Origin of the sequence: Erwinia sp. QL-Z3 (genome assembly GCF_004551645.1) — a bacterium.
Classification (GTDB): Bacteria; Pseudomonadota; Gammaproteobacteria; order Enterobacterales; family Enterobacteriaceae; genus Erwinia; species Erwinia billingiae.
In genome coordinates this window covers 2799491-2822480 of record NZ_CP037950.1, presented here as the reverse complement: position 1 = coordinate 2822480, position 22990 = coordinate 2799491, and the positions used below count along the sequence as shown (strand labels likewise).

At 53.9% G+C, this 22990-nt stretch carries 20 protein-coding genes; 7 read left to right on the top strand and 13 right to left on the bottom strand.

The annotated features are described in order from the left end of the window. Positions 1–28 precede the first annotated feature (28 nt). The 4 genes from pxpA to E2F51_RS13695 form a co-directional block, all read right to left on the bottom strand. Entirely contained in the window at positions 29–766 is a 738-nt protein-coding gene (pxpA, locus tag E2F51_RS13710) for a 5-oxoprolinase subunit PxpA (protein WP_134823713.1), read from the bottom strand. Further along, positions 756–1688, bottom strand: a complete 933-nt coding sequence (gene pxpC / locus E2F51_RS13705) for a 5-oxoprolinase subunit PxpC (RefSeq protein WP_013201313.1) — start codon at positions 1686–1688, stop codon at positions 756–758. Before pxpC ends, pxpA begins: the two co-directional genes overlap by 11 nt. Then, positions 1682–2338, bottom strand: coding sequence for a 5-oxoprolinase subunit PxpB (pxpB, locus tag E2F51_RS13700; RefSeq protein ID WP_013201312.1), 657 nt, complete (start codon positions 2336–2338; stop codon positions 1682–1684). Before pxpB ends, pxpC begins: the two co-directional genes overlap by 7 nt. A gap of 121 nt (positions 2339–2459) precedes the next feature. After that, positions 2460–3203, bottom strand: coding sequence for a type 2 GTP cyclohydrolase I (locus tag E2F51_RS13695; RefSeq protein ID WP_134823712.1), 744 nt, complete (start codon positions 3201–3203; stop codon positions 2460–2462). A gap of 314 nt (positions 3204–3517) precedes the next feature. Between E2F51_RS13695 and E2F51_RS13690 the strand changes: the two genes are divergently transcribed. Continuing rightward, positions 3518–4411, top strand: coding sequence for an SDR family oxidoreductase (locus tag E2F51_RS13690; protein WP_013201310.1), 894 nt, complete (start codon positions 3518–3520; stop codon positions 4409–4411). Positions 4412–4515: 104 nt separating this feature from the next. On the opposite strand, the gene phrB is transcribed toward E2F51_RS13690, so the two are convergent. The 3 genes from phrB to E2F51_RS13675 form a co-directional block, all read right to left on the bottom strand. Further along, positions 4516–5943 carry a deoxyribodipyrimidine photo-lyase gene (gene phrB / locus E2F51_RS13685; protein WP_053146089.1) on the bottom strand — a complete coding sequence of 476 codons (1428 nt, stop codon included), beginning with the start codon at positions 5941–5943 and terminating at the stop codon, positions 4516–4518. Between the two features lie 18 nt (positions 5944–5961). Continuing rightward, positions 5962–6918: a 2-thiouracil desulfurase family protein gene (locus E2F51_RS13680; RefSeq protein WP_013201308.1), complete on the bottom strand. Its 957-nt coding sequence runs from the start codon at positions 6916–6918 to the stop codon at positions 5962–5964. 111 nt (positions 6919–7029) lie between these two features. Continuing rightward, positions 7030–7236, bottom strand: a complete 207-nt coding sequence (locus E2F51_RS13675; RefSeq protein WP_013201307.1) for a YbfA family protein — start codon at positions 7234–7236, stop codon at positions 7030–7032. A gap of 316 nt (positions 7237–7552) precedes the next feature. Between E2F51_RS13675 and kdpE the strand changes: the two genes are divergently transcribed. Continuing rightward, complete coding sequence (gene kdpE / locus E2F51_RS13670) at positions 7553–8236, top strand: two-component system response regulator KdpE (protein WP_105759483.1); 684 nt, start codon at positions 7553–7555, stop codon at positions 8234–8236. Between the two features lie 68 nt (positions 8237–8304). On the opposite strand, the gene pgm is transcribed toward kdpE, so the two are convergent. Both pgm and seqA read right to left on the bottom strand, forming a co-directional pair. Beyond that, entirely contained in the window at positions 8305–9945 is a 1641-nt protein-coding gene (pgm, locus tag E2F51_RS13665; protein WP_053146095.1) for a phosphoglucomutase (alpha-D-glucose-1,6-bisphosphate-dependent), read from the bottom strand. A 30-nt stretch (positions 9946–9975) separates the two neighbouring features. Continuing rightward, positions 9976–10530, bottom strand: coding sequence for a replication initiation negative regulator SeqA (seqA, locus tag E2F51_RS13660; protein ID WP_013201304.1), 555 nt, complete (start codon positions 10528–10530; stop codon positions 9976–9978). A 250-nt stretch (positions 10531–10780) separates the two neighbouring features. Between seqA and ybfF the strand changes: the two genes are divergently transcribed. From ybfF to fur, 4 genes are all read left to right on the top strand, one after another. Further along, positions 10781–11545: an esterase gene (ybfF, locus tag E2F51_RS13655; protein WP_134823711.1), complete on the top strand. Its 765-nt coding sequence runs from the start codon at positions 10781–10783 to the stop codon at positions 11543–11545. 147 nt (positions 11546–11692) lie between these two features. Continuing rightward, positions 11693–11974 (top strand): LexA regulated protein, encoded by a 282-nt coding sequence (gene ybfE / locus E2F51_RS13650; protein WP_013201302.1) that lies wholly within the window; start codon positions 11693–11695, stop codon positions 11972–11974. Between the two features lie 150 nt (positions 11975–12124). Beyond that, positions 12125–12655 carry a flavodoxin FldA gene (gene fldA, locus E2F51_RS13645; RefSeq protein WP_013201301.1) on the top strand — a complete coding sequence of 177 codons (531 nt, stop codon included), beginning with the start codon at positions 12125–12127 and terminating at the stop codon, positions 12653–12655. 361 nt (positions 12656–13016) lie between these two features. Beyond that, positions 13017–13460 carry a ferric iron uptake transcriptional regulator gene (gene fur / locus E2F51_RS13640; RefSeq protein WP_013201300.1) on the top strand — a complete coding sequence of 148 codons (444 nt, stop codon included), beginning with the start codon at positions 13017–13019 and terminating at the stop codon, positions 13458–13460. Between the two features lie 60 nt (positions 13461–13520). Here fur and E2F51_RS13635 read toward each other — a convergent pair whose 3' ends face one another. From E2F51_RS13635 to nagE, 4 genes are all read right to left on the bottom strand, one after another. Beyond that, complete coding sequence (locus E2F51_RS13635; protein WP_134823710.1) at positions 13521–16175, bottom strand: beta-N-acetylhexosaminidase; 2655 nt, start codon at positions 16173–16175, stop codon at positions 13521–13523. A 57-nt stretch (positions 16176–16232) separates the two neighbouring features. After that, on the bottom strand, positions 16233–17636 hold the full coding sequence (locus tag E2F51_RS13630; protein ID WP_134823709.1) for an OprD family outer membrane porin: 1404 nt from the start codon (positions 17634–17636) through the stop codon (positions 16233–16235). A 413-nt stretch (positions 17637–18049) separates the two neighbouring features. Continuing rightward, positions 18050–19717, bottom strand: coding sequence for a glutamine--tRNA ligase (gene glnS, locus E2F51_RS13625; protein ID WP_134823708.1), 1668 nt, complete (start codon positions 19715–19717; stop codon positions 18050–18052). A gap of 154 nt (positions 19718–19871) precedes the next feature. After that, the gene (nagE, locus tag E2F51_RS13620; protein WP_041691945.1) at positions 19872–21824 is read right to left on the bottom strand and encodes a PTS N-acetyl glucosamine transporter subunit IIABC; all 1953 of its coding nucleotides are present in this window, start codon (positions 21822–21824) and stop codon (positions 19872–19874) included. 336 nt (positions 21825–22160) lie between these two features. On the opposite strand from nagE, the gene nagB reads away from it, so the two are divergent. Then, positions 22161–22961, top strand: a complete 801-nt coding sequence (gene nagB / locus E2F51_RS13615; protein ID WP_013201295.1) for a glucosamine-6-phosphate deaminase — start codon at positions 22161–22163, stop codon at positions 22959–22961. The last annotated feature ends 29 nt before the right edge of the window (positions 22962–22990 follow it).

The window sequence follows — 22990 nt, the reverse complement described above, 5'->3', positions numbered from 1 at the left end:
ATCTGCCGCGTTTCAACGCGTTATTGCCTTAAAGGCTGGTGACCTGAATCTGTTGTTGCTTAAAGGCCTGACGGAGCTGGGCGGCAAAAGCCATTGCGTGTGCGCCATCGCCGTGCAGGCAAACGGTGTCAGCATTGACGTTCACCCATTCACCGCTGAGGCTCTTCACCTTGCCCTGCTGGATCATGCTCAGGGTCTGCTCGATGGCCTGTTGATCGCTGTCAATCAGCGCGCCTGGCTGGCTGCGCGGAACCAGCGATCCGTCGGCCTGATAGCCACGATCGGCGAAAACCTCTTCGCGCGTGGTCAGACCCAGCGCCTTGCCGGCCCGAATGGATTCACTGTTGGCCAGCCCCACCAGCACCAAAGCCGGATCGACAGCTTTCACCGCCCGCGCAATCGCATCCGCCAGCTCAGGCTCCTGAGCGGCCTGGTTATAGAGCATTCCGTGCGGCTTCACATGCACCAGCTTGCCGCCTTCGCTGCGGGCGATCGCCTGCAGTGCGCCAATCTGGTAAATCATCTGGGCATACACGGTTTCGGCAGGGAGCTGCATCCGCGTGCGGCCAAAATTTTCCCGATCGGGAAAGCTCGGATGTGCGCCGATGGCCACGCCGAATTCCAGCGCCCATAACACGCTTTGACGCATGGTTTGCGCATCGCCGGCATGGAATCCACAGGCGATATTGGCCGATGACACCAGCTGCAATAAGTCACGATCGTTGGCGCAGCCTTCGCCCAGATCGGCATTAAGATCAACTTTCATGTTCCACTCCCCAGGCCATTTGCTCCAGCGCCAGTTGCTGGTCGCGTTTGGCTTTCAGCGCTTCTTCAAGCGTGCAGTAAACAAAATGCATCGGCTCGCCCAGACGGATCTGCGCCAGATGGTAAAGATCGGCTTCGATCACGCAGCCAATGCGCGGATAGCCGCCGGTGGTCTGCGCATCCGCCATCAGCACAATCGGCTGACCGTTTGGCGGCACCTGAATCACGCCGGGGATCAGGCCGTGCGACAGCATTTCACGCTTTTCGCTGCGTTGCAGCGGCCGGCCCTGCAGGCGGTAGCCCATACGGTTACTTTGCGGATTAAGTTTCCAGGCGGTCCGCCAGAACGCTTCACGACTCTCATGGGTAAACTCATGATATTCCGGCCCCATCATCACCCGGATGCGGTTACCGAACAGCAGTTGGCGCACGCCGACCGGCTTCAGGAAGTGCCGTTGCGGCTCGCGCTGAGGCAGCAAATCGCCATCTTTAATCGGGCCGCCGTTAAAGCCACCAAAGCCGGCTTTGGCATCCGTGCTGCAAGAACCTAACATTGGCTCGACGGCAAACCCGCCATCCAGCGCCAGATAGCTGCGCATGCCCCGGTGCGGCATGCTTAACGTCAGCCGCTGTCCCTTTTTCACCGCCGTTCGCCAGCCGGTCCACACCGGCTGACTGTCCAGCTCGGCACTGCATCCCGCGCCGGTCAGCGCTATCCAGCCGTCGCGGGTGAATTCAGCACTGAATTGCCCCAGCGTAATCTCCAGTACCGCGCTGTTTTTATCATTGCCCACCAGCAGATTGGCGGTTTCCATGGCGGGACGATCGAGAACCCCGCTCAGACCGACGCCGTACTGCCGCCAACCGGTGCGGCCGGCGTCCTGCAACGTGGTCGCCATTCCTGCGCGAATTATCTTCAGCATAAGCCTCCCTTCTGCGGTACAAACCGCACGCTGTCGCCCGGCCTTAAGAAAGTGGGTGGCTGGTTTACTGGATTGAACAACGTGATGTCCGTCTGACCAATCAACTGCCAGCCGCCAGGGGCGGAAAACGGATAGACGCCGGTCTGGCTGCCGCCGATGCCTACCGATCCGGCGGGCACCGCCACTCTTGGCTCGGCACGCCGTGGCGTATGCAGGCGATCGTCCAGCCCAGCCATATACGGGAATCCAGGCTGGAAACCGATAAAGTAAACCACGTATTTTCCGCTGGCATGGGCTTCGACAACCTGTTGCGGCGTTAAGCCACTGTGGCGGGCAACCTCATCCAGATCCGGCCCGGCGGAACCGCCATAAACCACCGGAATCTCAACCTCGCGTGAGGTCATTTCCAACTGTTCGCTTTTTTCCCACCAGGACTGTAACCACTCAATGGCATCCAGCGCCGTCTGCTGCGGATCGCTCAGCAGCACGGTGATGTTATTCATCCCCGGGACCACTTCAATGACTTCAGGTCTTGCCATTAATCGCGACGACAGGCCCCAAATCCGTTGCTGAGTGGCCAGCGTAACCGGCGGCTCAAGTTCAAGTACGACTGCACGTTCGCCTAACAGGTAACAACGAGCTCGTTGCAAAACGCTCCTCCTGACCTGGTATTAAGGCCATCTGAAATCTATATAAGGCAAATAGTTATGCGGAAATGTCGGGGATGTGTCAACTGTGTTGCAGGCGGCCGGGGTAGCCGCCTGGCAGAAATCAGGCAGGATTAGGGATATCGATGAAGGTGACGTCCAGATTGTGGTTCTCTGCCAGCCACTCGCCGAGCGCCTGAATGCCACAACGCTCGGTGGCATGATGCCCGGCGGCGAAGAAGTGCAGGCCCTGTTCGCGCGCGCTGTGGATGGTCTGCTCAGAGACTTCGCCACTGAAAAACGCATCGACGCCGAAGGCTGCCGCCGCATCAATAAAGCCCTGACCGCCACCGGAGCACCAGGCAATACGGCGGATCGACTCAGGGGCATTATCGCCACAGTGCAGCGGTTCACGTCCCAGCACCTGACTGATACGCTGGGCAAACTGGTCGCCGGTCAACGGTTCTTTCAGCTCTCCCCATGGCAGCAGTTCTTCAATTTCACCTTTGATGTCAATGCCCAGCAGGCTGGCGAGCCGGGCGTTATTTCCCAACTGAGGATGCGCGTCCAGCGGCAGATGCCAGCCGTACATATTGATGTCATTGGCCAGCAGGGTTTTCAGCCGGTTACGCTTCATCCCTTTGATCACCGAGGCTTCGTTCTTCCAGAAATAACCGTGATGGACCAGCACCGCATCAGCATTCAGCCGCACCGCCTCATCCAGCAGCGCCTGGCACGCGGTAACGCCGGTAACAATTTTATTCACCTCACTCCGCCCTTCCACCTGCAAGCCGTTCGGGCCGTAGTCTTTGAAGGCAGCGGTGTTCAGCAGTTGGTTAACAATCTGTTCAAGCTCTGTATTACGCATATCAATTCCTGAAGTGCGCGTTACCCGGAAAACAATTACCGCGTAACGCTGCGTGTGGGATTACCGTCACAATAACAAAGCGTGGGGACTATCAGCAGCATTTTTTTATCTGCCGACAGCTGCTGATAAAACAGACAATTAACGCATCAACAGCGGTGTACGTTATTTATTTCGCCCGGGTTGTTCATCGGGTTAATGCACTGGATCGCCCGGACGATTGTTCCGATAAAAGGACTTTTTCCGGCTTAATGTGTGACAAACCTCACATCTGTGCCAGGCTTTAACAACACGTAAATATGCACAAGGTGAAAAATATGTCACATCAAAATAACAAAAGCATCCTGACCGTTGATTATCCTGCGCCACCCTTTGCAGAACAGCCTCAGCCTGTGCCAGGCCTTGCCAGCAAAATGATCCCGGTGCCGGATCACGGTGAGAAATCCTATAAAGGGTCAGGCCGACTGGCCGGACGTAAAGCGCTGATCACCGGTGGCGACTCCGGCATCGGCCGCGCCGTGGCCATTGCCTATGCTCGTGAAGGGGCCGACGTGGCAATCAATTATCTGCCGGAAGAAGAGTCAGATGCGGCTGAAGTTATTCAGCTTATCGAAGCCGAAGGGCGCAAAGCCATCGCGATCCCGGGTGATATTCGCACCGAAGCTTTCTGTCAGCAATTAGTTAAAGAGGCAGCCAGCAAACTTGGCGGTCTGGATATTCTGGTGAACAATGCCGGGCGTCAGCAATTTAATGAATCTATTCGGACATTAAGTACCGAAGATTTCGATGCCACATTTAAAACCAACGTTTATGCCATGTTCTGGATAACTAAAGCGGCGGTGGATTATCTTCCGCGTGGCGCGTCGATTATTAATACCAGTTCGGTTCAGGCCTTTAAACCCAGCGAAATCCTGCTGGATTATGCCCAGACCAAAGCCAGCATTGTCGCCTTTACCAAATCACTGGCTAAGCAGCTGGGGAAAGAAGGCATTCGCGTCAATGCCGTCGCACCGGGACCTTACTGGACGCCACTTCAGTCAAGTGGCGGACAGCCGCAGGAAAAAGTGCAGCAGTTTGGCCAGGATTCGCCACTGGGTCGCCCGGGACAGCCAGCTGAAATTGCTCCGCTGTATGTCACCCTCGCCTCGACCGAAAGCAGCTATACCTCTGGTCAGGTCTGGTGCTCGGATGGTGGTACCGGCACGCTGTAACCCCCGTTCCTGCTATGTAAAAATAAAAAGAGATCGCCTGGCGATCTCTTTTTTTACTGGCAATTACGTAAAGCGCCCAGTGATAAATACTGGCGCCTTAACGGTTAACTCTGTTTACGCGCCGCCTCAAACGCCTCAAGCGTGCGCTTCCGCGCTTCCTTATGATCGACAACCGGCTGAGGGTAATCCAGCGCAACGCCCATATTGTCGGCCCAGATATGCGGTTGATGAATATGCTTAACCGGCACGTCCTTTAACTCCGGCAGCCACTTGCGGATAAACTCACCGTCTTTATCAAAGCGCTCGCCCTGAGTGGTGGGATTGAATATGCGGAAATAGGGTGCGGCATCGTTGCCACTGGACGCCGCCCACTGCCAGCCGCCATTGTTGGCCGCCAGATCGCCATCAATCAGCTGTGACATAAAGTAGCGTTCCCCTTCCCGCCAGTCGATCAGCAGGTCTTTGACCAGAAAGCTGGCGACGATCATCCGCAGACGGTTGTGCATCCAGCCCAACTGATTCATCTGTCGCATCGCCGCATCAACAATCGGGTAGCCGGTTTTACCCTGCTGCCACGCTTCCAGCTGCTTATCGGCCGGCTGCCACTTCACGTTGTCGGTCCAAGCGATAAACGGTTTATACCGACAGAGCTTCGGCCAGGCCACCAGCAGATGACGGTAAAACTCACGCCAGATCAGCTCATTCAGCCAGACAAAAACGTTTCCGTCGTCCAGACCGCGGGGATGCTCGGCCAGCAGCCGGTGCAGACACTGACGTGGCGAAAGCACGCCGGTGGCCAGATAGACAGAAAGCCGGCTGGTGCCATCAACCGCCGGAATATTGCGGGTGTCGGGGTAATCAGTGACCGGCTGCTGGCAGAAATGCCGTAACTGATGCAAGGCGGCTTTCTCTCCGGCGGCAAACAGCTCGCTGTCGAACGCTTCAGTCGGATAATCGAAGGGCTTTATCTCCGGCGTTTTGCTTAACGGCGCGCCCTGACGCGGTTTGGGTGCCGGCACGCACTCGGGCAATCCTTCGTGCAGGCGTTTAACAAACGCCCGGCTGAACGGCGTAAAGACTTTGTACATCTCACGGTTACCGGTCAGTACGCTACCCGGTGGCAGCAACAGGCTGTCGTCGAATCCCTGAGAAATGATATCGAGATCAAACAGCCTGCGCTCCGCCGCCGCATCGCGCTGGCGTTCGTTAACTTCATACTGATAGTTGTAGAACAGCCGGTCGACATGATGCTGCTGGCAGAAATCACTTAACGCCTCGACGGAAGCGGCAAAATCATCACACTGCAATGTGTGCAGTGCGATGCCCTTCTCAGCCAGCGATTGTTGAACATCCAGCAGGTTCTGGTAGATAAAGGCCGCCTGTTTCGGCGCCATCGAATGACTTTTCCACTGCGCTGGCGTGGCTATAAACAGTGCCAGCACGGTGGCATCGGCATCGCGGCAGGCAGCATGCAATGCGTAATTATCATGGACGCGCAGATCGTTGCGCAGCCAGATCAAATGGGTTGCCATAACACTCCCTGAGAAAAACTAATGTCCATAGCGCAGGCGTAGCGCTTCCGGGTAGGGTTCAAAATAGCGCTGCTGCGCCAGATACGCATCGGGGTACTCCGCCATGTAATGCTTTAACAGGGTGATCGGTGCCAGCAACGGCTGCATCCCCTGACGATAGTGTTCAATCAGCGAGGTCAGCTCCTGGCGCTGTTTTGAGGTCAGCTGAGGACGGAAATAACCCTGAACGTGCATCAGCACGTTGGTGTGATTTCCCCGGGTGGCCTGATTCTTCAGCAAGTCCATCAGACGCTGGCGATACTCAAAGGCATACTCTTCCAGTGACGACCAGTCGGCCATCGCCGCAACAAAACGCCCCATTTCGCGGTATTCCGGCTGGGAATGCGCCAGCAAAGAGAGCTTATAACGGCTGTGAAAGGCCATTAATTTGCCGCGCGTCAGCCCGCTGCGCCACAGCTCATTAAATTCATGCAGCGTATACACGCGTTCAACAAAGTTTTCCCGCAGTACGGGATCGTGCAGGCGACCATCTTCTTCAACCGGCAGCCACGGCATTTGCGCCATCAGCTCGCGAGTAAAGACCCCTACCCCTTCTTTGCGGTTATTGTTGTTATCGGCCTGATAGACCCGCACGCGTTCCATGCCGCAGCTGGGCGATTTAGCACAGACAATGTAGCCACACAGATGATGCAGGGCTGAAACGCGTTTTTCTGCGTAAGACTGCATGGCCTCGGTGACCGGATCGCCTTTGCCATTACTGAAGCAGAGCGCGGGCAGATCGTCACCATTTTCGGTTAAACGCAGCGCAGGTCGTGGCGTCGGCAATCCGATCGCCATTTCCGGGCAGGCCGGTTCATAACGGATAAACGGGGCGAGATCTTCGGTGGCGAAAGCGCAGCGCTTATGACCGCCATCAAAACGGACGTTGTCACCGAGCAAACAGGCGCTGATGCCGACGGGAATTTTTTCGCTCATAGTTGTACAACCTCCAGAATCTTGTAGAGGTTTAAGTGTAGCTGAAAGCCGCGCAATGATCGCGTGAAGGTTGAATAACGGGCAAAAAAAATCCCGCCGGAGCGGGAGAGATCAGTAGAAGTCGCAACCTGCGGCTTCAGACTGGGCCAGCCAGACCGGCTGGCTGCTGGTCTTGGACCAGACGCGGTGCAGATAACTGTAAAACCTGGCACGATCCTGGCGGAAAAGCATAACCGGTAAAGCCAAAGTGCCTGCGACGATCACCGCAATGCGACGCAGGACAATCCGGTGTAAAGAGTAGTGCTGATAAAGACCCATATGTCCTCCCGTTAGCCCAATGAAACGAATGTAATCTGCGCAAAATAATAGCGCCTTCTGTGTAATTTTACTACTCATCCGACCACTAAAAGCGAAAAAAACCGCTGATATTTTCATCGAACCGTAATCAAGTTACATAAATGTTAACTTTACCGTTATTAATTAACAATCGAATGACATCCACTGCCGGATTATCCCTTACCGTCTTCGGTCGCCTGTTGCACGGCCGAGAAGGTTTGCAGCAAAGCGGAAGGATATTTGATAAATTGGGCCGCCCTAATGCGGCGCCGCTGCCCGATAACAGGAAGGAAACCCGGTGACAACCGTTCTGATCGTTGAAGATGAAAAAGAGATCCGCCGTTTTCTGCGTATTGCGCTGGAGGGTGAATCCCTGCGGGTGTACGACGCCGACACCCTGCAACGCGGGCTGATTGAAGCGGCAACCCGTAAACCCGATTTAGTGATCCTCGATCTGGGTTTGCCTGACGGCGATGGCAATCAGTTTATCCGCGAAGTGCGCCAGTGGAGTGCGGTGCCGGTCATCGTGCTCTCTGCACGCAGTGACGAACAGGATAAGATTGCGGCGCTGGATGCCGGCGCCGATGACTTTCTCACCAAGCCTTTTGGTATTGGGGAGTTACTGGCAAGAGTGCGTGTTGCGCTTCGGCACCGGGATAAATCCGGCAACGGGACGCAAGCCAGTGAAATTACCTTTAGCGACGTCTGCGTGGATATTGCCGGGCGACGCGTCACCAAAGGCGGTGCGGATCTGCATCTGACGCCCATTGAGTTTCGTCTGCTGGTCAGCCTGTTGAATCACGCCGGAAAAGTCATGACGCAACGTCAACTGCTTAACCAGGTTTGGGGACCCAATGCCGTCGAGCACAGCCATTATCTGCGCATCTATATGGGACATCTGCGGCAGAAGCTGGAAAACGATCCGGCGCAACCTCGCCATTTGATCACCGAAACCGGTGTCGGCTACCGCTTTATGCCGTGAATGGCTGCGGCGCAGGCAATAAAAAAGGCGCTATATCAGCGCCTTTTGGTTTTTCTGAAGCTTCGCGATTAGGCGTTTTTCAGCACTTCGCTAACAATCTCAACCGCTTCTTTCTCGATCTGCTCACGGTGCTCAGCACCGAGGAAGCTCTCGCAGTAGATTTTGTATGCATCTTCAGTGCCCGAAGGACGCGCAGCAAACCAGCCGTTCTCGGTCATCACTTTCAGACCACCGATAGAAGCACCGTTACCCGGCGCTGCCGTCAGGCGTGCAGTGATCGGATCGCCCGCCAGCGTATCGGCACTGACCATTTCTGGTGACAGTTTAGACAGCGCCGCTTTTTGCGCAGAAGTCGCAGAAGCCTGCAGACGGTTGTAGCTCGGGGCGCCGAAGCGCGCGGCCAGTTCGTCATAATGCTGCTGTGGATTCTTGCCGGTTACCGCAGTGATTTCTGCCGCCAGCAGGCACATGATGATGCCGTCTTTGTCGGTAGACCACGGCGTGCCGTCAAAGCGCAGGAAGGAAGCACCCGCACTCTCTTCGCCGCCGAAACCAAAGCTGCCATCGTACAGGCCGTCAACAAACCATTTAAAGCCAACCGGCACTTCCACCAGCTTGCGACCAATGTCGTTAACCACGCGGTCGATCATCGCGCTGGAAACCAGCGTTTTGCCGACGGCGACATCTTTGCCCCACTGCGGACGGTTCTGGAACAGGTAGTTGATTGCAACGGCCAGGTAGTGGTTCGGGTTCATCAGGCCAGCAGGCGTGACGATACCGTGGCGGTCATAATCCGGATCGTTGGCAAAGGCCAGATCGAATTTATCACGCAGCGCCAGCAGACCCGCCATCGCGCTCTCAGACGAGCAATCCATACGGATCACGCCATCTTTGTCGAGGTGCATAAAGCGGAAGGTCTGATCGACCGAATCGTTCACGATGGTCAGATCAAGGTTGTAAAACTCGGCAATACGCTGCCAGTAAGCAATCCCTGAACCGCCTAACGGATCGACACCAATTTTCAGGCCCGCTTTCTGAATAGCAGGAATGTTAACGATCTGCGCCAGGCCTTCAATGTAAGGCTGGATCAGGTCTTTTTCCTGCAGATGGCCGCTTTCCCAGGCTTTGTCCAGCGCGATGCGCTTAACGCCTTTCAGGCCATCTTTAATCAGAGCATTGGCACGGTCTTCAACCACTTTGGTGACGTTAGTGTCAGCCGGGCCACCGTTTGGCGGGTTGTATTTAATGCCGCCATCTTCCGGTGGGTTGTGCGAAGGCGTGATCACAATGCCATCGGCCTGAGGGCCACCGGCTTTGTTGTGCTCCAGAATAGCATTGGAGATCGCAGGCGTTGGCGTATAGCCATTGTCCAGCTGCACAATCACATCGACACCGTTCGCGGCCAGCACTTCCAGTACGGAAATGATCGCAGGTTCGGAGAGCGCATGGGTATCTTTGCCGACGAAGCAAGGACCGGTAATGCCGTTCTTTTTGCGTTCTTCTGCAATCGCCTGAGCAATAGCCAGAATGTGCGTCTCGTTAAAGCTCTGACGCCCTGCACTGCCGCGATGGCCAGAAGTCCCGAATTTAACCGCATGTTCCGGGTTGCTCAGATCGGGCTGCAGGACATAATACTGTGACGTTAATTGTGCAACGTTAATCAAATCACTCTGCTGGGCGGGTTGCCCTGCACGGGGGTGATTGGCCATTGGCGATTCTCCCTGACGCTTCTTTATCAGTTAGAGGGTGCCGCAAACCTTGTCAGCGAGTTCCGCAGGGAACTGCATTGACTGCATGATGTGTTCCACCATGCTGCGTTTGCGACCTGTGTTGGTGTTGGTGATCACCCAATACGGCGTGCCGGGAATATGTTGCGGCTTGGTATGGGTGCCATTCTGTACCAGGGTCTGCTGATTGCCTGCAAAGTAAACGCGCGTGCGGCCAAGCAGTGACTCGGTCGCGGCGGCAAAAGCTTTGGGATCCTGATTATATAAAGTCGACAAGATGAGCATAAAACGGTTAACCGCTTTCTTCTGCTCAGCATATTCGTCAGACAGCAGCAGCTCACGCACCGCGCGAACGCGGTCCTGAGGGCGGGATTCCACCTTCACTGGCGCCGCGTCTTTCGCGACGCTCACGGCAGTAGATGCCGTTACCGCTGCGGTAGCAGGCGCTTTTTGCCCGGCCGTAAATTTAAGCATACGACGCAAAATGTCAGAGGCGCTTTCACCAATATGCTGAGTGTGACTGGCGATATAACGGTAGAGCTCTTCGTCGACTTCAATAGTTTTCATCTTGATCCAGTACAATTTATTGCTGATAAGAGCCGGTCTGTACGCTGCCTGAACAAGCCGCACAGGATCGTTCCAGCTCTAACACGAGGATTATAAAGTTAAATCCTGCCGGGGTGTAGCGCCAGCCCCTGATACCAGTAAAAGTCAGAATATGCCGCAAAAAGATTGGCGGGCGCTTTCTGGCCGTCACGGCAGGAAAAAGTGAATCTATGATACCCTAACCCCTCGTTTCAACAGTAAGAACTTTGTTATGAAATTGAATACCCGCTTGCTATCTGAACAATCCGCCCGCCCTGAGGTTCCCGTGGTGTTAATCCACGGCCTTTTTGGCAGCCTTGATAATTTGTCCGTGTTGGCGCGAGGGTTAAAGGACGATCGCCAGCTGGTGCAGATCGACCTGAGAAACCACGGTTTATCGCCTCGCGATGACCAGATGGATTATCAGGCGATGGCCCGCGATGTACTGGAAACGCTGGATGCCGAAGGGATTGACCGGGTCGCGGTCATCGGACATTCGATGGGCGGAAAAGTGGCGATGGCGTTAACCGCGCTGGCGCCAGAACGAATCGAGCAGCTGGTGGTTATCGATATGGCACCGGTTGCTTATCCGACCCGCCATCACGATACGATTTTTGCGGCGCTGAAGGCGGTCACCGCAGCGGGCATTACGCAACGCAGCGATGCCGCAGCGCTGATGCGTGAAACGATAGAAGAAGAAGGCGTGATTCAGTTTCTGCTGAAATCCTTCCAGCAAGGGGAATGGCGGTTTAACGTGCCGGTGCTGTGGCAGTGCTACGATCGGATTATTGGCTGGCAGCCGGTTACGGCCTGGGAGCATCCCGCGCTGTTTATTCGCGGCGAACGTTCGCCCTACCTGGCCGATGAATATCGTGATGCCCTGCTGGCGCAGTTCCCCAAAGCCCGTGCGCATGTGGTCAACGGTGCCGGTCACTGGGTCCATGCCGAGAAACCTGATGCTGTTTTGCGCGCAATACGCCGTTTTTTTGCGCTGTAAAAACAATTATATCCTGAGATGGCTAAATCATTGTCGTCATGACTTTCGCTGGGGTATGATGGCGCGCTAAAAATTTGTCGCTGCACGAATTTCAGCCGACATCAGGCCTGAACCATCAGAACTCCAGCCTTTCAGTATCACGATTCTATGGCAAAAGAAAACACGGACCGCACCACGATCGATCTGTTCGCAGATGACCGTCGCCCGGGACGACCAAAAACCAATCCGCTGACGCGTGATGAGCAGCTGCGTATCAACAAACGCAACCAGCTTAAGCGCGATAAAGTGCGCGGGCTGAAGCGCGTTGAACTGAAAATGAACAGTGACGCGGTTGATGCTCTGAACCAGCTTGCCGAGCAGCGTAATATGAGCCGCAGCGAGCTGATTGAAGAAATGGTCATGGCGCAGTTGGCCGATCAGGACCGCTGAACAGGCGCTTTCAGCACCCCCCGGTGAAGCACAAAGCGACAAAAGCAGGCGGATTACTCATTTATCCCCCTGTAGCTGTCTGCTATCATTGCCGGTATCTGTAATAAGCAGCCTTTACCCTATCAATACGTTTCAAGAGGTTAGTAAGTCATGGCAATCGTAGGCATTTTCTTTGGCAGCGATACGGGCAATACAGAAAACATTGCAAAAGTGATCCAGAAGCAGCTCGGTAAAGAGGTGGCTGAAGTTCATGATATCGCTAAAAGCAGCAAAGAAGACCTTGAAGCCTTTGATATTCTGCTGCTCGGTATCCCAACCTGGTACTACGGCGAAGCGCAGTGCGACTGGGATGATTTCTTCCCGACGTTGGAAGAAATTGATTTCAACGGCAAGCTCGTTGCGCTGTTCGGCTGTGGCGATCAGGAAGATTACGCTGAGTACTTCTGTGACGCGATGGGCACCATCCGCGACATTATCGAGCCTAAAGGCGCGGTGATCGTCGGTCACTGGCCAACTGAAGGCTACCATTTTGAAGCCTCGAAAGGGCTGGCGGATGATAAGCACTTCCTCGGTCTGGCTATTGACGAAGATCGTCAGCCAGAACTCACCAGTGAGCGCACCGAGCAGTGGGTCAAACAGATTTATGACGAGCTCCAGCTGAAAGAAATCCTGGAAGCGTAATCAGACCGGCCTGATTGGGAGGTATCTCACATCAGGCCAGTGGTTTTTCCTATAGAAGTAATAGACACATTTTTGTAACTTTCATCTGCAAATCTGTAAAATATCGCCATCGGTCACCCGCTTTCTCAGCGCCTTTCGCTCTAATAGCGACTATGATGAGGCAGAGCGAAATGTCAGCCCAACCGCTTGCTCTCACGGACGTAACGACTCTTCTCCTTACCTCCCTTGATTGAGATGCATCGCCAGTGGTGTTCATTTCGAAATATCAGTTCTATAATGAGACGTTTGGCTTTTCGCGACGACCGATGTTCAGGGCTTTTCAGCCACAAAGTGACTAGCAAAGTAACAGGACAATATCCGCATGACTGACAATAACACCGCATTAAAGAAGGCCGGCCTGAAAGTCACGCTTCCACGACTTAAAATTCTGGAAGTACTTCAGGAACCTGAGGGCCATCACGTCAGTGCGGAAGACTTGTACAAGCGTCTGATTGACATGGGCGAAGAGATTGGTCTGGCGACGGTTTACCGCGTTCTTAACCAATTTGATGATGCCGGGATCGTTACCCGTCATAATTTCGAAGGTGGTAAATCCGTTTTCGAACTGACTCAGCAGCATCACCACGATCATCTGATTTGCCTGGATTGTGGCAAGGTGATCGAGTTCCGTGATGAAAACATCGAAGCTCGCCAGCGTGATATCGCCACGCGCCACGGCATCAAACTCAGTAACCACAGCCTGTACCTTTACGGTCACTGCTCAACCGGTGACTGCCGTGAAGATGAGACGCTGCACGACAAGTAATCTACACTAACAGCAAAAAACCGGTGATCCTTCACCGGTTTTTTTTTGCCTGTCGCCCCGTTACAGCGCTTCCGTCCGGCTGACGCGCAGACCATCAGGACTGCGCGTACGCAGCAATACCTTACCGGCCACCGCCGGCGGTTGATCCGCCTGCCACTGCTGCCAGGTTGTCCCCTCGTCCAGGCTGTACTCAACGGTTAAGCCCGGTAGCTCGGTATTGACCACCAGCTTACCGTCCTGCACCACCCCACCGGGCACCGGCAAGCGATAGGCAATGCCAGCTTGATCCAGTTTTGCCAATTCACGTTGCCCCAGAAGGTTGGCAAAGCGCTGCCAGTCCTTCAGCTGAGCCTGCTGGTCTACCAGGCGGGTTTTGCCGCCGGTATACTCTTTGCCGGCTTTATAATCCTGCTCCCAGGCTGCGCGGTGCCAGGCGCGTTCCGCCACGGACAAAATGCGCGGGAAAAGCTTGTACTCCACCTGTGCGTCGGTACGGGTGGTTTCACTCCACAGTTGAGCGGAGATGCCGTGAGCGCCAGGCCAGGGCTTGTCAGATTTAGCCGTGAAAGGTTTGCCGTCGCGATCGACGGAAGTCTCGGCGTTTTGTGGCAAGTTATCCGGCGCGAAGTGGAAGATTTTCCGTTCATCGGTAAAGCGCGTTCCCCAGTAGTATCCCCGCTCCAGCGGATTCACCTCGGCAGGAAAATCGAGATACAGGTAATCCGGATTGGAGACGATCACCTCATAACCTTTGCCTGCCCAGTCATTGGCAGAATCAAAACCGCCCCAAAACAGCGTGTCCCAGAAGTTGACCGCAACCCTGTCCGTAGCGAAGGCTTTGGCATTTTTAGCGTCTTTAATACCATCCTGCCAGGCCTGCATTTTGCCGATACCGTGTGCCTTAACCTGCTTGCTGACGTTAAGGGCAAAGTCGCTCGGCAGATGATCCAGGTCTTCGATCTTTCCTTCTTCAATCATCGTCTGGCAGACCTGGGATTTTGCCCACGGCTTATCTTGCTGGCTTAAGTCCAGTAAACCGGTGCCTGCAACGGGAGTGTTCTTATCCGAATAGCCGGATCCTAAGCGAATGTTTTTGGCTTCATCTCCGCCGAAATGCCAGGTCTTCAGCGGCTGTCCGGCAGCTTTATGCATCGCCTGGATTTCACCTATCACCTTGTCGGTAAAGCGTAACGAGGAGCTCAGGCACGGATTGAGATAGCTGGTGCGATCGTAAAGCTGCACGGAGGTGGTGTTGGAATTGTCGCTGGGATCAAGCAGGCGGAATTCATTGGCTTCTTTTTCCTTACCGGCATTGAACAAGCGATCGTAACGCGCTTCCATCGAGATTACCGCTGCCCGGGCGTGGGCCGGCATATCGATTTCCGGGATGATCTGAATACCGCGCGCATCAGCATACTTCAGAATATCGATATACTGCTGGCGGCTGAAATGACCGCTGCCACTGTTATCACTGTTTGGTCCCGATCCTAACTGTGGCAGCAAACAGCGCTTCTCTTCGGGATCGTGACAACGCTTACTGCCAATCTCCGTTAACTCCGGCAGGCCTGGAATTTCAATACGCCAGCCTTCATCGTCGGTCAGATGGAAATGGAAAACGTTGAGTTTCCACGCCGCCATCTGGTCCAGCAAGCGCAGTACCACCTCTTTGCTGTGGAAGTTGCGCGCCACATCAAGGAACACCGCACGGTATTGGAAACGCGGCGCATCGCTGGCCTTTAACGTCGCCACTTTCAGGCTGCCATCGGCCGGGATCAGCGACAGGATCGACTGTAAACCGTAGAACACGCCGCTCTGGTCATAACCCACCACTTCAGCCTTGTCCTTGCCAATATTCAGCGTGTATCCCCCCGGAACGGCCAGCTTTTTATCGAACGCTTTTTGGCTCACCCGAGTGGTAATCGGGTATCCATTGGGCTGCGCTTTGATTCCCATCAACGCAAAACGCTGCTGTATCGCTTCGGCTTTCTCTGCCGACAGGCTTGCCAGTTCCAGCTTCACCCCAGCAGAGAGATCCGCGTCATCAGAGAACACCGAAACCTTCAACGGAGTGGGAAGGATTTGTCCGCGTAAAGTCGACGCGGTCATCGGGGCGACATCGCTGTTTTTAGTAAAGCGGCCCTGGGCATCCATCAACAGGTTCTTATCATCTGCGATGCGCTTCCACTGAGCGCCAAAAGGCTCCACAAAATCGGTCAGTATCTCGGTATCCGTGCTGACGAGGATTTTCGGCGTGGCATCGCCAGAGGTCGCATACCAACGCGGCATCACATCGGTAATAAACAGCTGCCAGTATTCATTCACGATCGGGATCTCGATGGTTTCGCCCGCCGCAATGCCTTTGAATTTGTCTGTCGGCTCCAGGCGGGTTAAATCCCCGACAATATGCACCATGCGAAACTGATCGCTTTCGACCTTCAGCGTTTCATGCACGTTAGACATATAAATTGCCCAGTCTTTGCTGTCGATGGCGGGGCCCGGATTGGTGAAGCTAATGGTTGCGCGGTTACAGGAGGCCCAGTCAGCGCCCAGTCCGGCGCAATCCACGCCATGCTGGGCGGCAAGATTGTCCGTCACTTTGTACTTCACGCCAAACTGGCTGATTTGATCGACTAACTGCTGGTTGGCGGCTGCTCCACCACTGGCTAACGCAGATATCAGCGCAACCGATATCAGACTGGCTCTGAACTTTTTCATCCTTTATTCCTTGTCCGTAGGTAAGTCGTTTTTCTTCATTTCGTTGCAAGACACACGTCATAAAATTGTGAAGGGTGCAGTGACGATAAACTTCAGATCCTTCTCATCCTGGAAGATATTGCCGTAGCCGCCGCCCCAGCTGGGAAGGGTGGAATGGTTATTGAATCGGGTGAAGTGCAGCTTGAATAAGGTGTCTTTCGCCCTGCCCTCCTGCACTTTGTAAAGCAGGTCCAGATTCCAGGCAGATTCTTTCAGACGGGTATTTTGGTTATAGATCGGTTTGCTGTTGGGTTTGGCATCCCAGCCGTAAGCATAGGAGGTGCCGACCGATAGGCCCGGCAGGCCCCAGCCTTTCAGCTCATACAACACGCCGGCAAACAGGGCTTTCTCGCCGTTGGCGTTAAAGTCGGAACGGGAATCCCACCAGACATCCAGCCGACCGTTTGAGGTGGCATAACCCGGCGTCATGCGTTGCAGGAAGAAGCCCTGATTTCCCTCGGCCTTGACCCAGGTGCCTTCAAGACGCAGATCGAAAGGCCCCGCGCGATAACCGAAGGTCAGCGCCTGCAGCCAGGCCAGGCCGTCATAGACATCATTACTGTTGGCTGCGCCACCGCGCTCTTTGTCCCGGGCACCATAGAATTGCCAGCTGGTGGTAAGCGGATTTTCAGCCAGCGCAAAGGTGTAAGAGAGTTTGGTGAAGTACTGGTCCATATAACCGGCCGCCTGACCGAAAGCGCCTTCCAACAGCAGGTCATTTTTGAAGTCGTATTTTGCCCCTATCGAATGCAGATACGGGATGCCCGTTTTGCCATCAGCCTTGCGGAAGTGATAGGTGTTGCGATACCAGGGTGCCTTATACTCATCGCTCCACATATAGGAAAGTGATAGCGCCCCTGCATCAGCAAAATCAACCTGGCTGCCAAGCTCGGCTCCGCGATAGGTGCCCGGTAAAAAACTCCAGTTTGGCGCCAGCAGCGTCTGTCCCTGCGGCTGCAAATAACCGGCCCGCAGCCAGTAATCGTTAAGCTTTAGTTTTAATGCCGCCTTATAAAGGCTGGCGCCATTTTTATCCCCGCTCCATTTTTCATCCCAGCGCGTATTGGCATCGCTGAAGCCAATTTCATTTGGCGCTGCCGGGCCTTTATCTGACATTTCCAGCGCGCCAAATACCGCTAAATCCAGTCCAATAATATCGGCAACATAACCCGATGAAAAATCCAGATTACTGTTAAAAGTAGAATGGTGGAGATTTTGCTGATACTGGCCAAACTTATCGCTGTCAGGATTCAGATCCTTTCTTTCCCGGTGGCGTTGCCAGTAATAAACGCCGCCCGTTAATGAGGCATCATCAATAAACCCGGCGGCAGTAGCTTCAGGAATAAAGAGCGGAACCGATAACAGCGTACAGCAGGCGACTGCGCCCGCAATCACATGACGTGATGAGGTAAAAACAGACATAGATAACCCCTCTTCCATAAGAGTAAGGCCCATTCTGAGCCATGATATCAATTGGTTATAAGCATCCTCTAACCGACGAAACTCAAAGTCGATGATATTTTTCGCGACGCGAATTATCAATAACTATTTAAAAGTGAAAGAAGAAAGTATGAGCGGCGGCACAAAACGGCCGTTATTAATGAAAGAATATAAATAGCCCGCTAATTTAATTCGCGCTTACTCAATTAATATTAATCTTAAATATCATCTCGCGGATATATTCTAATTACAGAAAGACAACATCTCCTTAGCGTATTAAGGACTGGCTGGCGGTCTTGTTTAATAAAATTCTTAGATATTGAATGGCGCCCGGTGTCGTTCATAAAAAAAAACGCAGCCCGAAGGCTGCGTTTCAGTCTGGCAATCAGAGAGCGTTACTCGCCCGCTTTTGCCCAGGTATCGCGCAGGCCAACGGTGCGGTTGAACACCAGATTGTTGGCACTGGAATAACGGCTGTCAGCACAGAAGTAGCCTTCACGTTCGAACTGATACGGGCTGTTGGCTTCTGCCTTCTGCAATCCAGGTTCGACAAATCCCTGACGGATCAGCAAAGACTCTGGGTTGATCGTGGTCATAAAGTCTTCTGCCGCGCCCGGATTTGGCACGCTGAACAGACGGTCATACAGACGGAATTCCGCAGGCAGTGCATGTTCTGCAGATACCCAATGGATCACGCCTTTCACTTTACGGCCATCAGCCGGATCTTTGCTTAAGGTCTCGGTATCGCAGGTACAGAACAGGCAGGTAATATTGCCCTCTTCATCCTTCGCGATGCGTTCAGCTTTGATCACGTAGGCGTTGCGCAGGCGAACTTCTTTGCCCAGCACCAGACGCTTATACTGTTTGTTCGCTTCTTCACGGAAGTCAGCACGATCGATATAGATCTCGCGGCTGAACGGAACGTCACGCGTACCCATCTCCAGTTTATTCGGATGATTAGGCATGGTGATGATCTCTTCGTGATTCGCCGGCAGGTTTTCAATCACCAGCTTAACCGGATCCAGCACCGCCATCGCACGCGGCGCGTTCTCGTTGAGATCGTCGCGGATACAGGATTCCAGCGAAGCCATTTCCACGATGTTGTCCTGTTTGGTCACGCCGATACGGCGGCAGAACTCGCGGATTGAACCGGCGGTATATCCACGGCGGCGCAGACCGGAAACGGTCAGCATGCGCGGGTCATCCCAGCCTTCTACAATCTTGTCAGTCACCAGACGATTCAGATTACGCTTGGACATAATGGCGTATTCCAGATTCAGGCGAGAGAACTCGTACTGGCGTGGATGCATTGGGATAGTGATGTTATCCAGCACCCAGTCATACAGGCGGCGGTTATCCTGGAACTCCAGCGTGCAGAGTGAATGTGTGATCCCTTCCAGCGCATCGGAAATGCAGTGGGTGAAGTCATACATGGGATAGATGCACCACTTGTTACCGGTCTGATGATGCTCGGCAAACTTAATGCGGTACAGCACCGGATCGCGCATCACGATAAAGCTGGAAGCCATATCGATTTTTGCACGCAGGCAGGCAGTCCCTTCGGCAAACTCACCGTTGCGCATTTTTGCAAACAGCGCCAGGTTCTCTTCAACCGTGCGATCGCGGTACGGGCTATTTTTGCCAGGCGCAGTCAGGGTTCCGCGATATTCACGAATTTGTTCCGGGCTCAGTTCGTCAACATAGGCCAGGCCTTTGTTGATCAACTCAACAGCGTAGTTATGCAGTTGGTCGAAATAGTCAGAGGAGTAGCGAACGTTGCCCGTCCACTCGAAGCCCAACCACTGCACGTCTTGTTTGATCGACTCAACAAACTCCAGGTCTTCTTTGACCGGGTTGGTGTCATCAAAACGCAGGTTGCACTGGCCTTGATAATCTTGCGCAATACCAAAGTTAAGACAGATAGACTTGGCATGGCCAATGTGCAGATAACCATTCGGTTCCGGCGGGAAGCGGGTATGCACGCTGGCATGCTTACCGGTCGCCAGATCTTCGTCGATGATCTGACGAATAAAGTTAGTTGGGCGGGCTTCAGCCTCACTCATCTTAATTTCCTCAGTAATGCTTAGCATAAGAAGTGCGTGAAATAACGGAGTATGATCAACAAAGCCGGGAAGGGAAACAACCGTTTGTTGCGGGATAACGATAAAAAAAGGGCGGGAATTGCTTCCCGCCCGTTCATTGTAACGCAATCAGCGTTTAGCCGTTAATGTCGAACAGGCGACTTTCACCTGCCACGACGGTTTGACCGGCTACCAGCGTGATGCCGCTGTAGTCATCGATATTGCTGACCACCACCGGGCTGATCATCGAGCGGGCATTGGCATTAAGGAAGGCCAGATCCATCTCGAGTACCGGCTGACCTGCAGTCACCTGAGCACCTTCTTCCACCAGACGGGTAAAGCCTTTGCCTTCCAGTCCCACGGTATCCAGCCCCATATGCACCACAATCTCAGCGCCGTTCTCTGTTTCCAGACAGAAGGCATGGTTGGTGTTGAAGATTTTCACCACGGTACCGGCAGCAGGAGACAACACCGTGCTGCTGGTTGGCCTGATCGCCAGGCCATCACCGACCGCTTTGCTGGCGAAGGCTTCATCCGGAACCTGTTCCAACGCCACAACCTCACCGCTTACCGGCGCAACCAGCGTAGCAATGATGCCTTTAGGGGCGTTAGGTACTGCCTGAGGCGCCACTTTCACCGCCTGAGGTGCAGGTGCAGTGGTGGAAGACCAGGCCGCAATCGGGCCTTTAGCAATCAGTTTCTTCATCACTTCCGCGATGGATTCAGCTTTCGCACCAACAATAACCTGAACGGTTTGTTTGTTCAGCTTAACAATACCGGAAGCCCCCAGGCGCTTACAGGCGGCATCGTTGACCAGGCCAGCATCTTTCACCGACAGACGCAGACGGGTAATACAGGCATCAATGATTTGCAGGTTATCGGAACCGCCAATCGCGGCAATATACTGCTGGGAAAGCTGGTTCAGCCCTTCTTCGGTATTGCTGTTGGCTTCACTGTCGACCACGTCCGCGCTGGCATCTTCACGACCCGGGGTTTTCAGGTTGAACATGCGGATCACCGCGGTGAACAGCACAAAGTAGATACCAAATGCCACCACGCCCATCACCAACAGCATCCAGACGTTTTTGCTGGCCGCCGGCAGGTTGTACATTAACGCGTAGTCAATCGCACCCGCTGAGAAGGAGAAGCCGGCATGGATACCCAGTGCGGTCGCAATATACAGGCTGATACCGGTTAACAGCGCATGGATCAGATACAGCATCGGCGCCAGGAACATGAACAGGAATTCCAGCGGCTCGGTCACACCGGTCAGGAAGGCGGTAATCGCCACCGACAGCAGCATGCCACCCACCATTGGACGACGCTCTTTCGGTGCAGCCAGGTACATCGCTAACGCGGCGCCAGGCAGACCAAACATCATGATTGGGAAGAAGCCAGACATAAACATGCCAGCGGTGCCATCACCGGCGTAGAAGCGGTTGATATCACCGTGGAATACCGCGCCTGCTGCATTATGGAACTCACCAATCTGGAACCAGGCGATGGTATTCAGCACCTGATGCAGGCCGGTTGGGATCAGCAGACGGTTAACGAAGCCGAATACGCCAGCACCAAACGCCCCTTCAGACACAATCCATTCACCACCGGCGTGGATTGCGGCCTGAACCGGTGGCCAGATGTAGCCAAACACTGCGGCCAGAATCAGACAGAAGAAGCCGGTCGCGATCGGGACAAAGCGTCGGCCACCGAAGAAACTCAGGAAGTCAGGCAGTTTGATATCGGACCAACGGTTGTAGGTTGCACCGGCAACCAGCCCGGTAATGATACCGGCCAACACGCCCATATTGATCGCTGGGTTGATGGTGACCATTGATTTGGTCAGGATAAAGTAACCTACCGCACCCGCCAGAGCCGCAGCACCGGCATTGTCTTTCGACCAGGTTGACGCAACACCGATGGCGAAGATCAGTGCGAGGTTGTCAAATATCGCGCCGCCACCTTGAGCGATGAACGGCATATTGAGTAAATCTGGCTGACCGAAGCGTAGCATCAACGCTGCGACCGGCAATACAGCGATTGGCAGCTGTAACGACCGCCCTAACCTTTGAAAGAACCCGAGTATATTCACATTTCCCCCTTTGAGATCCGCTAAGCGCAAATAGCCGTTTTCTGTTTTTATCACGGCTAGTTGGTTTCTGTAAGACAGTTTAACCACGGTACGGAGTGTAAAAAGAAATTAATTCGCTTCGCAAATTAATTCGCTCTGTTTGTGACTTTTATCACCTAATCACAGACAAAAATAGCTGTCAGGCTGGCTATCACCTCAAACTTATTTTATGATCCGAATTATCAAGACGGATTTATTCCTCGCCGATACCGGACAGGGCGCGTTACGCTTAAGCATCACTGATCCCCCGGACACCGTCTGACTCCCTTAAAACTGCTTGTTACTATGAGGTGAAACATGAGACTGATTCCTTTAGCTACCCCGACCCAGGTTGGAAAATGGGCCGCGCGCCATATCGTCAATCGCATTAACGCTTTCAACCCGACCGCGGACCGTCCTTTCGTCCTCGGTCTGCCAACCGGTGGGACCCCACTGGAAGCGTACAAGCATTTAATCGATATGCATAAAGCAGGCCAGGTTAGCTTTAAAAATGTGGTGACCTTTAACATGGACGAATATGTCGGCCTGCCAAAAGAGCACCCGGAAAGCTATCACAGCTTCATGTACCGCAACTTTTTCGATCACGTTGATATTAAACCGGAAAACATCAACCTTCTGAATGGCAATGCACCAGATATTGACGCAGAATGTCGCCAGTATGAAGAGAAGATCCGTTCATACGGTAAAATTAATTTGTTTATGGGCGGTGTCGGCAACGACGGTCACATTGCTTTTAACGAACCTGCTTCATCTCTGGCTTCACGTACCCGCATCAAAACCCTGACGCATGACACGCGCGTGGCCAACTCACGCTTCTTCGATGGCGATGTCGATCAGGTGCCGAAATATGCGCTGACTGTCGGCGTGGGTACGCTGTTAGATGCCGAAGAAGTGATGATTCTGGTGATTGGCCATGTTAAAGCGCAGGCGCTGCAGGCCGCGGTTGAAGGCAATGTGAACCATATGTGGACCATCAGCTGCCTGCAGCTTCACGCCAAATCTGTGGTGGTCTGTGATGAGCCAGCGACCATGGAACTGAAAGTCAAAACTGTTAAATATTTCCGCGAGATGGAAGCAGAAAACGTCAAAAATCTGTAAACCACGTTGGAATTAGCCGGGAGAAAATT

What these genes read in the sequence shown, in the direction of transcription:
- pxpA (WP_134823713.1), bottom strand. Translation starts at nt 766, where the DNA reads ATGAAAGTTGATCTTAATGCCGATCTGGGCGAAGGCTGCGCCAACGAT.
- pxpC (WP_013201313.1), bottom strand. Translation starts at nt 1,688, where the DNA reads ATGCTGAAGATAATTCGCGCAGGAATGGCGACCACGTTGCAGGACGCC.
- E2F51_RS13695 (WP_134823712.1), bottom strand. Translation starts at nt 3,203, where the DNA reads ATGCGTAATACAGAGCTTGAACAGATTGTTAACCAACTGCTGAACACC.
- E2F51_RS13690 (WP_013201310.1), top strand. Translation starts at nt 3,518, where the DNA reads ATGTCACATCAAAATAACAAAAGCATCCTGACCGTTGATTATCCTGCG.
- phrB (WP_053146089.1), bottom strand. Translation starts at nt 5,943, where the DNA reads ATGGCAACCCATTTGATCTGGCTGCGCAACGATCTGCGCGTCCATGAT.
- E2F51_RS13680 (WP_013201308.1), bottom strand. Translation starts at nt 6,918, where the DNA reads ATGAGCGAAAAAATTCCCGTCGGCATCAGCGCCTGTTTGCTCGGTGAC.
- E2F51_RS13675 (WP_013201307.1), bottom strand. Translation starts at nt 7,236, where the DNA reads ATGGGTCTTTATCAGCACTACTCTTTACACCGGATTGTCCTGCGTCGC.
- pgm (WP_053146095.1), bottom strand. Translation starts at nt 9,945, where the DNA reads ATGGCCAATCACCCCCGTGCAGGGCAACCCGCCCAGCAGAGTGATTTG.
- seqA (WP_013201304.1), bottom strand. Translation starts at nt 10,530, where the DNA reads ATGAAAACTATTGAAGTCGACGAAGAGCTCTACCGTTATATCGCCAGT.
- ybfF (WP_134823711.1), top strand. Translation starts at nt 10,781, where the DNA reads ATGAAATTGAATACCCGCTTGCTATCTGAACAATCCGCCCGCCCTGAG.
- ybfE (WP_013201302.1), top strand. Translation starts at nt 11,693, where the DNA reads ATGGCAAAAGAAAACACGGACCGCACCACGATCGATCTGTTCGCAGAT.
- fldA (WP_013201301.1), top strand. Translation starts at nt 12,125, where the DNA reads ATGGCAATCGTAGGCATTTTCTTTGGCAGCGATACGGGCAATACAGAA.
- fur (WP_013201300.1), top strand. Translation starts at nt 13,017, where the DNA reads ATGACTGACAATAACACCGCATTAAAGAAGGCCGGCCTGAAAGTCACG.
- E2F51_RS13635 (WP_134823710.1), bottom strand. Translation starts at nt 16,175, where the DNA reads ATGAAAAAGTTCAGAGCCAGTCTGATATCGGTTGCGCTGATATCTGCG.
- E2F51_RS13630 (WP_134823709.1), bottom strand. Translation starts at nt 17,636, where the DNA reads ATGTCTGTTTTTACCTCATCACGTCATGTGATTGCGGGCGCAGTCGCC.
- glnS (WP_134823708.1), bottom strand. Translation starts at nt 19,717, where the DNA reads ATGAGTGAGGCTGAAGCCCGCCCAACTAACTTTATTCGTCAGATCATC.
- nagB (WP_013201295.1), top strand. Translation starts at nt 22,161, where the DNA reads ATGAGACTGATTCCTTTAGCTACCCCGACCCAGGTTGGAAAATGGGCC.